This window comes from Kitasatospora sp. NPDC004799 (assembly GCF_040609095.1).
Lineage (GTDB): Bacteria > Actinomycetota > Actinomycetes > Streptomycetales > Streptomycetaceae > Kitasatospora.
The window spans coordinates 1-9,256 of record NZ_JBEXJK010000336.1 but is presented as its reverse complement, the minus strand read 5'-3'; the positions used below and the strand labels follow the sequence as shown (position 1 = coordinate 9,256).

Below are 9,256 nucleotides of genomic sequence, written 5' to 3'. Positions count from 1 at the left end.
GCCGACGGTGAGCCGGGTGGTGCCGGGGCGGCGGGTGACGTCGTACCCGGCGGCCTCGAAGGCGAGCTGCCGGTCGGCGTAGGTGGTGCCCTGGTCGCACCCCAGGTACACCCCGCCGTGCAGCAGCGGGGCCGCGGCGCGGCCGAACTCCCGTAGCACCGCCCGCCGTTCGACGGTGGCGCCCGGACCGGGCGCGATGCCGGCCTTGGCGCCGCCGATGGGCAGGCCGACCAGCGCGAGCTTGTGGGTCATCGCCCTGGCGAGCCCGGCCAGCTCCTGCTCGGTCACCGTCGGGGTCATCCTGGTGCCGCCCATGGCCAGGCCGTCGACCAGGGAGTCGACGACGACCCAGCCCCGGGCCCGCTGCCCCGCGAGGTTCAGGGTGGTGGAGAGCACGGGCGGTTCGGTCACCGCACCCTGCGGTGCGAGCGTCCGGTTCACCGCGCACCGTCCTCCGGGACGGACCGCAGGCGCAGGCTGCGGGGGCGCATGTCGGTCCACACGCGTTCGATGTGCGCGAGGCACTCGTCCTTCGCGCCCCGGACGCCGACCTCGTGCCAGCCCGCCGGGGACTCGCGGTCGGCGGACCAGATCGAGTACTGCTCCTCGTCGTTGACGACGACCTTCCACTGCTCGGGTGCTTCGCTGGTCATGCCGTTACCTCCAGGTGTCGGTGGTCGGGGGGTCCGCCGGGCGGCGGACGGGTGGAGCCGGTTCGCGGTCGGGATCGGGGCCGGGGTCGGGGCGGGTGCCACGGCGGGCGTCGAGGCGGGTGCCACGGCGGGCGTCGAGGCGGGTGCCACGGCGGGCGTCCAGGCGGGCGTCGAGGCCGTCCAGCCACTCCGGCAGGCCGGCGGCGCGCAGCAGGCCGGTGCCGACCAGCACCCCGGCGAAGCCCTCCGCGAGCAGGCGGGCGGCCTCGTCGGGGTGGCCGATGGCCCCGGCGCTCACCGGGCACCGGGTGCCGCCGGCCAGCACCGCGGGCAGCAGCGAGGAGCTGCGCCCGAGGTCGCCCGCGCCGCGTTCGCGGGTGGTGATGTCCTTGTTGTTCACGGCGACCACGCACTCCTCGGCGCGTGGCACGCGGCGGACCTCCTCCTCGGTGGCGACCTCGACGAACGGCGTCAGGCCCAGCCGCAGGGCGAGGTCGACCAGACGGCCCAGGGTGGCGCGCGGCAGCAGCGCGGCGGTCAGCAGGACGGCGGCCGCGCCGCTCTCGCGCGCCTGGTGCAGCTGGCTCCGGCGGGTGATGAAGTCCTTCTGCAGCACGGGCAGTTCGGTCGCCGCCACGACCTCGTGCAGCAGCTCCGGGGTGCCGCCGAACCAGTGCCCGGTCACCACGGACAGGCAGGGGGCGCCGGCGTCCTGGTAGTCCGCGACCAGCCGGGCCACCGACCGGTCGCCGAACAGGTCCTGCCCCGCGGCGTCCCGTCGCTTGAGCTCCATGATCACCGGTCGGCGGGCGTCCAGCAGCGCTTCGACGAACGCGCCCGTCATCCGGTCGCCCCGGGGCCGTCGGCCGCCCGCCAGCCGCGCCGTACGGCTGTGATCCGGTCGGCGCTCAGCCGTCCGTCGAGGCCTCTGGCGGCCGTGTCCACGTCGATGCCCAGGAACAGCGGGTGGTCCACCACCGCCCGGTAGTCCTCCCGGTTGTCGGCCGAGATGCCGCCGGCCAGCAGGAAGGGCCGTGCGAGGCGGTCCGCGATCCCGAGGGCGGCCGCGCCGTCCGCCGGTTGCCCGGTACTGCCGATCCGGCCGTCCCCGGCCGCTGTGTCCAGCAGGAAGAGGTCCGTCCCCGCCCGCTCGTACGCCGGGATCAGCGACCGCTCCGCGCGGGTGTCCGGGCCGAGGTGCAGCACCTTGACCACGGTGAGGTCGCTGTCGGCCTTCAGGGCGCGGACCAGGCCCGGCGGCTGGTAGCCGTGCAGTTGGATCCACCGCACCCCGGCCGCGGCCGTCGCCGCGCGCAGCGCCCCGGCGTCGCCGAGGAAGGTGACGAGGACCGGACGCATCCGCTCCGTCCGGTGCACCGACTCGGCGAGCAGCGTGAGTTGACGGAGCGTCAGTTCGGAGCGGCCGCCGGGAACGCCGTGCCACAGGCCGACGAGGTCGGCCCCGGCGCGGTCGAGCGACGCCACGTCCTCGGCCGAGGCGGCTCCGCAGATCTTGACCAGCATCAGGTGTCACAACCCCAACATGGCGGCGATGCGGTTGCGCTGGATCTCCGTCGTGCCCGAGTAGATCGGGCCGGCGACGGCGTCGCGCAGGTCCTTCTCGAGTCCGTACTCGGTCAGGTAGCCGCTGCCGCCGAAGATCTGCACGGCGGCCAGCGCGGAGGCGAGGTTGCTCTCGCCGGCGAGGAGCTTGCTGACGGCGATGTCGGTCGTGACGTTCTCGCCCGCGGTCAGCCGGACCGCCGTGTCGTAGAGCCACTTCCGCGCGGTGTCCAGGCCGATCCTCATGTCCACGATCCGGTGGGAGATCGACTGGTTCGAGCCGATCGGCCTGCCGAACTGGACGCGTTCCCGGGCGTATTCGACGCAGCGGTCGAGCCGGTGCCGCATCTGCCCGGCGGTGACGACGAAGGAGCAGAGGATCTCCCACTTCATCACGTGGTCCAGGACCAGGAACCCGGACCCGACCCGGCCGATCACGGCGGAGGCGGGGATCCGGCAGTCGTCGAAGTGCAGTTCGCCCAGCGGCGCGGTCCGCAGCCCCATGGTGGCGACGGGTGCTCCGACGACGAGCCCCGGGGTGTCCCGCTCCACGGCGAAGGCCGTGATCCCGAGCGGGCCGCCGTCCGGGTGGGTGCGCGCGTAGACCGTGAACAGGCCGGCCACCGGGCCGTTGGTGACGAAGGACTTGCTGCCCCGCAGGACGAAGCCGTCGCCTTCGCGGGTGGCCGTGGTCCTCATGGCCAGCGCGTCGGAGCCGCTCTCGGTCTCGCTGATCGCGTGCGCCCCGATCGTCTCGCCCGAGCAGATCCCGGGCAGGTGGCGCGCCTTGAGCTCGGGCGAACCGAACCGTTGCAGCGGGACCCCGGCGCTGACCAGGTGGGTGGCGACCGAGAAGTTCAGTCCGCCGTCACGGCACCCGGTGCCGAGCCGTTCGAGCACGTGCATGGTGGTGAGCAGGTCCTGGCCCAGCCCGCCCCACTGCTCGTCGAACGGCAGGCCGAGGATCCCGGACTTCCGGATCAGCGCCCACTTGTCCCAGGGGAAGGCGCCTTCCGCGTCCCGTTCGAGGTGGCCCGCACTGAGCTCCTCGCACCATCGGCCGATCCCGTCGCCCAGGGCGATCTGGTCGGCGCTCCAGCTGATCATCCGTCGGTCCCGTCAGTACTCGGAGAACTCGGTCGAGTCCAGGTCGTGGCGTTCGTCGCCGCGCAGCGCGGGCGAGAACACGCAGACCAGGCGGAGGTCCTCGTCCGGGCCCGCGATCAGGAAGTGGGCGTCGTGCCGGTCGAGCGCGTACAGGGTGCCCGGCTCGATCGGGTGGGACGTGCCGTCGGTGTCCACCACCTCGCCCGCGCCCGCGATGCAGTAGCAGGCCTCCAGGTGGCGGCGGTACTCCAGCCTGGACTTGGTGCCGGCGCGGACGGTGGTGTCCGTCATCGTGTAGCCCAGGCCGTCGGAGGCGAGGAGGAACCTGCGGCTGAGGCCGTTGCCCCAGTCCACGCTGGTCACCTCGTCAAGGCGTCGGACGATCATCGGGTGTGCCTCCTAGCGGTTCGAATACGGTGAAACGGTGTGCACGAAGGTGTGGAACTCCTCGACCACGTCGGCCCCTTCGGCGAGGGCCCGCTCGATCCGGGCGACCCCGGCGCTGCCCACGACGGCGGCATCGGCGCCGAGGCGGTGCAGCCGGGCGATGTCCGCCCAGGAACGGACGCCGAACCCGACGGCGATCGGTGCGGTGGTGGGTGTGGCGGTCGGTGCGGTGGTCGGTGCGGTGGTCGGTACGTCGGTCGGTGCGGTGGCCGTCCCCCGCAGGGCGGCCAGCGCGGCGGCCAGTTCCCGGTGGTCGGCCGTGAGTTCGCCGCCGCTGCGGCCGTAGCGGGCCACCAGGTACAGGTACGCGGTGGCGGACTCGGCGGCCGCCGCCCGCACCTCGGCCGTCGACCCGGCGTAGCAGGTGGCGACCACGGGCAGCCCGGCCTCCCGCGCCGCGTCGAGGTAGCCGGGGCGCAGCCGCGGTGGCAGCGCGTGGACCAGCAGCCCGTCGACGCCCGAGTCGGCGACCCGCCGGACGAAGCCGGGCACGGTCAGCTCCCTGACCGTGTGGCTCCAGTCGGCCAGCAGGGCCACCCGCAGGTGGCGCAGCCGGGGCAGGATCCCGCCGAGGAAGTCGAGCACCTCGTCGAGTCCGCCGCCCTCGGCCAGCGCCCGCCGCGCGGACCGGCGGATGACGGGCCCGTCGGTGACCGAGTCGGGGAACGGCACCGCCAGCTCCAGGCAGTCCACCCGGCAGTCGTCGAGCATCCGCAGGAGGTCGGCCAGGACGGGCAGCGGCGGGTCCCCGGCGTTGAGGAACACCGCCAGGCCGGGCCGGTCCGGCGGCCGGCGGGCGAAGAACCCGCTCACCGCGCACGCCCCGGGGCCGCGCCGCGGTGTGCCGGTCGTGTCCGCAGGCGGTCGACGAGGTCGCGCGCGGCGCCGCAGCGCAGGGCGTCGTCGGCCGCCCCGACCGCCTCCGGCCACTGCGCGATCAGCCCGCCGGCGACGGCCAGTGCGGCGGCGTTCAGCCGGACGGTCCGGGTGGCGAGGTCCGTCCCGGCTCCGGAGAGCACGCCGAGGAAGTGGTCGACCACGTCCTCTCCCGCTCCGGCCGGCCGCAGCCCGGCGAGCGCGTCGGCGGCGGGTACAGGGGCCTCGGCCGGCAGCCGGATCGGGTCGGCGCCGTCGTTGGTGAGGAGGACGTTGTCCACGGAGCCGACGAGTTCGTCGACGCCCAGCTCGTTGGAGCACAGCCAGATCCTCCGGCCGGTGACGGTGGCGGCGAGGCGGCCCAGCGTCGGCAGCAGGGAACGGTCCGAGACGCCGACGAGCTGGGCGGAGACCGGCACCGCGGCCAGGAAGGGGCCCACGGAGTTGACGAATCCGCCGATCATCCGCAGGTCCAGCGGCACGATGCTCCGGGCCAGCAGCGCCACCTCCCGCGGGTAGACGAAGGTTCCGGGGAAGGTGATGCCGTGGCGTTCCAGCTGGGCCTCGGTCTGCCCGTACGAGGTGGTCGTTCCGATGCCGAGGCGGTCGAGCAGGTCGTGGGAGCCGCAGCTGCTCGTGTAGGCGCGGGAGCCCGTCTTGACGACGCGGACGCCCATGGCCGCGGCGACGAACGCCGCCGCGGTGGAGACGTTGAACGTGGCCGGCCCGCCTCCGGTGCCGACGATGTTGACCGTACCGTCCAGCCGCGCGGCGACGGCCGGCCGACGCTCGTCCAGCGAGCGGAGCATCCCGATCAGGGTGTCCGGGTCGGGCATCCGGGTGGAGAGCGAGGAGAGCAGCGCCACCGTCTCGCCGCGCCGGAGCGCGCCGTCGCGCAGCTGGTCCCAGAAGGACCCCCACAGCTCCTGGTCGACGGTGCGGTCCCGGTGGATCAGCGCTCGCAGCACCTCGTGCATGGCTAGAGGGAGTCCGTTCGGAGCGGCTGGGCCTGTTCGATGAACCGGCTGATCGAGGCGACGGTGCGGAAGCTGTCCGGGTCGAGGTCGATCTCCTCGACGCGCAGGTCGAAGCGGTCCTCGAGCCAGGCGATCGTCTTGAGCAGGCCGAGGCTGTCGATGACCCCGCCGTCCACGAGGTCGTAGTCGGGCTCCAGTTCGCTCGCGGCGACGTCCGGCAGGAACTCCTCGATGATGAACTGCGTGACTACCGCGGCGTGTCGCACGTGGCCGTTCCTTCGGTTGGCTGGGTGGGGGAGCAGGCGCGCTCGACGTGCGCGCGGTCGATCTTTCCGGTGGACGTCCTGGGCAGCGGGCCGTCCACGATCAGCAGGGTCGACGGGACCGCGGTGAGCGGCAGCCGTTGTGCGCAGTGCCGGCGCAGCGTCAGCGAGTTGAGCCGGCTGCCCGGCGCGCGACGGGCCACGCTCCGCAGCAGGCGGCCGGCCACCGGGTCGGGCACGGCCACCACGGCGGCCTCGACGACCTCGGGGTGGTCGAGCAGCACCTGCTCGACCTCGTGGGTGTTGACCCGCACCCCGCGGACCTTGACCTGGTGGTCGTTGCGGCCCTCCAGGGTGATGCGGCCGTCCCGGTCCCGCCGGACGAGGTCGCCGCTGCGGAAGTAGCGCCGCGCCCGCCCGTCGTGGTGGTGGGTCGCGAACCGGCCCGCGTCCTGGGCCCGGTCCAGGTAGCCGTCGGTCTGGAAGGGCGTCGCGACGTGGAGTTCGCCGGTGCCGGGCCCGGTCACGATCCCGCCGTCGGCACCGACGATCACCGCGTGGACCCCGGGCAGCGGGCGCCCGATCGGCACCGGGCCGTCCGCCGGCTCGGTGCCGTCGACCTCGTGCAGGAAGCTGTCGTTGGTCTCGGTGCAGCCGTAGACGTTGTACAGCCGCGCGCGGGGGAACAGGCGCGGGAGTTCGGCCAGGCAGCGGGCGGGCAGGCTGTCGCCGGTGAAGACGACGTGCTCGACCGTGTCGAGCCGCCGGCCGTCCGCCGCGGCCGCGTCGACCAGCAGCCGGTAGAACATCGGTACCGCCTGGACGAGTTGGACCGCGTGGCGGGACACCAGGTCCAGCAGGTGGCCCGCTTGGGTGGCCCGGGCCGGATCGACCAGGACGACGCGGCCGCCGTGCTTGAGGGTGGTCCAGATGTCCAGCAGGCACAGGTCGAAGGTGAGCGGGGCGTGGTTGAGAACCGTCGTCCCCCGGCGGATGCCGAACCGCTCGCCGGCCCAGGTGGTGAAGCGGTCCACCGCGCCCGTGGTCAGCGGCACGATCTTCGGCTGCCCGGTGGAGCCGGAGGTGGTGAACAGGAAGGAGACGTCGGCGGGTTGGGTGCGGTACGGCGCCCTCGGCTCCGCCGGCCCGTCCTCGGCAGCGGGGCCGGGGACGGAACCGGGGCCGGGCTCCTCGGGACGTTCCGGCGACAGGACGTGCCGGATGCCGGCCCGCTCGACCAGCGCGTGGGACGCTCCCCCCTCCGGCGTGGGCGCCGGCAGCAGCAGGAAGCGCCGCCCTTCCAGCAGGCAGGCGAGCACCAGGGCGATCGTCGCGGGCGACTTGGCGGCCGGGATGCCGATCGGCTCGTCCGCGTTCAGGGCGAGCCGGGCGATCCGGACGCGCTCCCGCTCCGCGAGCCGGAGGAGTCCACGGTAGGTCGTCTCCTCGCCGCGCCACACCAACGCCGGATCGCCGGGATGGCCGGTGGCGTGCGCGAGGAATGAACCCACCAGGCTCTGCTGCTGCGTCATGACTTCTCCGAGTTCATGCGGCGAGGTGGATCCATGGACAACGGATGAGTTCAGGCAAAGGGTTCACCGATCTATTTCGGGACGATGAAGGCCCGACAGGAATGGGGTCGGGATCCGGCCTTCCCGGGGCGAAAGAAGAATTATCACGTGACGCCCGTCCAGGGAAGCGGCCGGTGGGATCAGCACCATGACGGCACGTCAGGGATGGTGCCACGGTCTGCGGCGCCGATGCTAGCCGTCGAGCGTGTTCGATCTGGATAAAGGACATCGACGGGCCGGCGTCAATTTTTTCTTGATGTCCGTAACCCTCTCCTCGATCTTGCGGAGTGAGACGGGAGCCTCCTAGTATCCGCCGTACTGTTCGCGAAGTAGCGAATCGGCGAGGGGATTTCCGGGGGCGCTGAAGCGTTCCCGATCGCCGTGAAAGGTGGATCCGTCATGCCTGGTCCCGATCGGCGCGCGCACGCTCCGACCCTGTTGTCCTTCGCCCAGCAGCGGCTGTGGTTCCTCGACCGGCTGCGGCCGGGTCGGCCCGACCACAACGTCCCGACCGCGGTCCGTCTGCGCGGCCGGCTGGACGAGGAGGCGCTCACCCGGGCGCTCACCGAGGTCGTGCGGCGCCACGAGGTGCTGCGCGGCAGGATCGTCGACGCCGAGGACGGCCCGTGCCACGTCACGGAACCGGTCGAGACCTTCGTGCCGACACTCACCGATCTGACGCACACCCCGGCGGAGCAGGCCTGGCAGCGGGCCCGAGAGCTGGTGGCCGCCGATCTGGCGACCCCGTTCGACCTCGGGGCCGCTCCGAAGCTGCGGGCCCGACTGATCCGCGTCGCTCCCGACGACCACCTGCTGGTCCTGGTGATTCACCACATCGCCTGTGACGGCTGGTCGTTGTCGGTGCTGTGGCAGGAGTTCGCCGTCGGGTACGGTGCCGCCGTCGACGGCCGGCCGAGCGCCCTGGCGGACCTGCCCGTCCAGTACGCCGACTTCGCCGACTGGCAGCGGAGCCACCAGGGCGGAACCGCTCTGCTGGACCAACTCGCCTACTGGCGCGAGCACTTGGCGGACATGAGCCCGTCGGTCCTCCCGACCGACCGGGCCCGCCCCGCGGTGTGGTCCGGCCGAGGGGACCAGGTCGGGATCGAGATCCCCGCGGAACTCGCCGACCGGATACGCGCACTGGGGCGCGCCCACGAGGTGACGCCGTTCATGACGCTGCTGGCCGCCTTCCAGGTCCTGCTCGCGCGCTGCACCGGACAGGCCGACGTGACGGTGGGGACGCCGATCTCCGGGCGGACCCGGATCGAGGTGGAGCCCCTGATCGGCTTCTTCGTCAACACGCTCGTGCTGCGCACCGACCTGTCCGGCGACCCGGGTTTCACCGAGGTGCTCGCCCGGGTGCGGCGGTGCGCGGTGGAGGCCTACGCCCACCAGGACGTCCCCTTCGAACGGCTGGTGCAGGAGCTGCGGCCCGAACGCGACCTCGGCCAGCACCCGCTGTTCACCGTCATGTTCCAGCTGGAGGGCCCGCCCGCGCTCCCGTCCGGGCTTCCGGACCTGGAGGTGAGTGGCCATCAGATCCAGAACGAGGTGGCGAAGTTCGACCTCGAGGTCTCGCTGACGGACGACGGGGAACGCTTCACCGGCGCCATCCGGTACGCCATCGACCTCTTCGACCGCGACACGGTGCGGCGACTCTCCGAGGCCTTCGGGGCGCTGCTCGACCAGCTCGTCGCCGGTCCCGAACGGCCGATCTCGGCCTGGGAGACGCCGGCCGGCCTGGCTGCGGGTGACGACGGGGCAGAGTAGCCACAGTCCGTGTGGCTTGTCGGCCG

At 73.1% G+C, this 9,256-nt stretch carries 11 protein-coding genes; 1 reads left to right on the top strand and 10 read right to left on the bottom strand.

Going from position 1 to position 9,256, the window contains the following annotated elements:
- From ABZW03_RS31080 to ABZW03_RS31035, 10 genes are all read right to left on the bottom strand, one after another.
- Positions 1-411, bottom strand: a 411-nt coding sequence (locus ABZW03_RS31080; RefSeq protein WP_355265616.1) for a Glu/Leu/Phe/Val dehydrogenase dimerization domain-containing protein, incomplete at its 3' end; no start/stop codon positions are given.
- A gap of 26 nt (positions 412-437) precedes the next feature.
- Complete coding sequence (locus ABZW03_RS31075; RefSeq protein ID WP_224280506.1) at positions 438-653, bottom strand: MbtH family NRPS accessory protein; 216 nt, start codon at positions 651-653, stop codon at positions 438-440.
- A gap of 4 nt (positions 654-657) precedes the next feature.
- A complete protein-coding gene (locus ABZW03_RS31070; RefSeq protein WP_355265613.1) occupies positions 658-1,497 on the bottom strand; it encodes an indole-3-glycerol-phosphate synthase in 840 nt (279 codons plus the stop codon).
- Positions 1,494-2,177: an N-(5'-phosphoribosyl)anthranilate isomerase gene (locus tag ABZW03_RS31065; protein WP_355265610.1), complete on the bottom strand. Its 684-nt coding sequence runs from the start codon at positions 2,175-2,177 to the stop codon at positions 1,494-1,496. Before ABZW03_RS31065 ends, ABZW03_RS31070 begins: the two co-directional genes overlap by 4 nt.
- Before the next feature lie 6 nt (positions 2,178-2,183).
- Positions 2,184-3,323, bottom strand: coding sequence for an acyl-CoA dehydrogenase family protein (locus ABZW03_RS31060; protein ID WP_355265607.1), 1,140 nt, complete (start codon positions 3,321-3,323; stop codon positions 2,184-2,186).
- 12 nt (positions 3,324-3,335) lie between these two features.
- A complete protein-coding gene (locus ABZW03_RS31055; RefSeq protein WP_355265604.1) occupies positions 3,336-3,710 on the bottom strand; it encodes an ectoine synthase in 375 nt (124 codons plus the stop codon).
- Positions 3,711-3,722: 12 nt separating this feature from the next.
- Positions 3,723-4,583 (bottom strand): tryptophan synthase subunit alpha, encoded by an 861-nt coding sequence (locus ABZW03_RS31050; RefSeq protein WP_355265601.1) that lies wholly within the window; start codon positions 4,581-4,583, stop codon positions 3,723-3,725.
- A complete protein-coding gene (locus ABZW03_RS31045; protein ID WP_355265598.1) occupies positions 4,580-5,623 on the bottom strand; it encodes an anthranilate phosphoribosyltransferase in 1,044 nt (347 codons plus the stop codon). The genes ABZW03_RS31050 and ABZW03_RS31045 overlap by 4 nt, the downstream gene beginning before the upstream one ends.
- Before the next feature lie 2 nt (positions 5,624-5,625).
- Positions 5,626-5,889 (bottom strand): phosphopantetheine-binding protein, encoded by a 264-nt coding sequence (locus tag ABZW03_RS31040; RefSeq protein ID WP_355265595.1) that lies wholly within the window; start codon positions 5,887-5,889, stop codon positions 5,626-5,628.
- Entirely contained in the window at positions 5,871-7,418 is a 1,548-nt protein-coding gene (locus ABZW03_RS31035) for an AMP-binding protein (RefSeq protein ID WP_355265593.1), read from the bottom strand. The genes ABZW03_RS31040 and ABZW03_RS31035 overlap by 19 nt, the downstream gene beginning before the upstream one ends.
- Before the next feature lie 438 nt (positions 7,419-7,856).
- Between ABZW03_RS31035 and ABZW03_RS31030 the strand changes: the two genes are divergently transcribed.
- Positions 7,857-9,230, top strand: coding sequence for a condensation domain-containing protein (locus ABZW03_RS31030; protein WP_355265590.1), 1,374 nt, complete (start codon positions 7,857-7,859; stop codon positions 9,228-9,230).
- Positions 9,231-9,256: the final 26 nt, after the last annotated feature.

Bases quoted from the DNA above. Each gene is read 5' to 3' on its own strand.
- ABZW03_RS31075 (WP_224280506.1), bottom strand. From the start codon at position 653: ATGACCAGCGAAGCACCCGAGCAGTGGAAGGTCGTCGTCAACGACGAG.
- ABZW03_RS31070 (WP_355265613.1), bottom strand. From the start codon at position 1,497: ATGACGGGCGCGTTCGTCGAAGCGCTGCTGGACGCCCGCCGACCGGTG.
- ABZW03_RS31065 (WP_355265610.1), bottom strand. From the start codon at position 2,177: ATGCTGGTCAAGATCTGCGGAGCCGCCTCGGCCGAGGACGTGGCGTCG.
- ABZW03_RS31060 (WP_355265607.1), bottom strand. From the start codon at position 3,323: ATGATCAGCTGGAGCGCCGACCAGATCGCCCTGGGCGACGGGATCGGC.
- ABZW03_RS31055 (WP_355265604.1), bottom strand. From the start codon at position 3,710: ATGATCGTCCGACGCCTTGACGAGGTGACCAGCGTGGACTGGGGCAAC.
- ABZW03_RS31045 (WP_355265598.1), bottom strand. From the start codon at position 5,623: ATGCACGAGGTGCTGCGAGCGCTGATCCACCGGGACCGCACCGTCGAC.
- ABZW03_RS31035 (WP_355265593.1), bottom strand. From the start codon at position 7,418: ATGACGCAGCAGCAGAGCCTGGTGGGTTCATTCCTCGCGCACGCCACC.
- ABZW03_RS31030 (WP_355265590.1), top strand. From the start codon at position 7,857: ATGCCTGGTCCCGATCGGCGCGCGCACGCTCCGACCCTGTTGTCCTTC.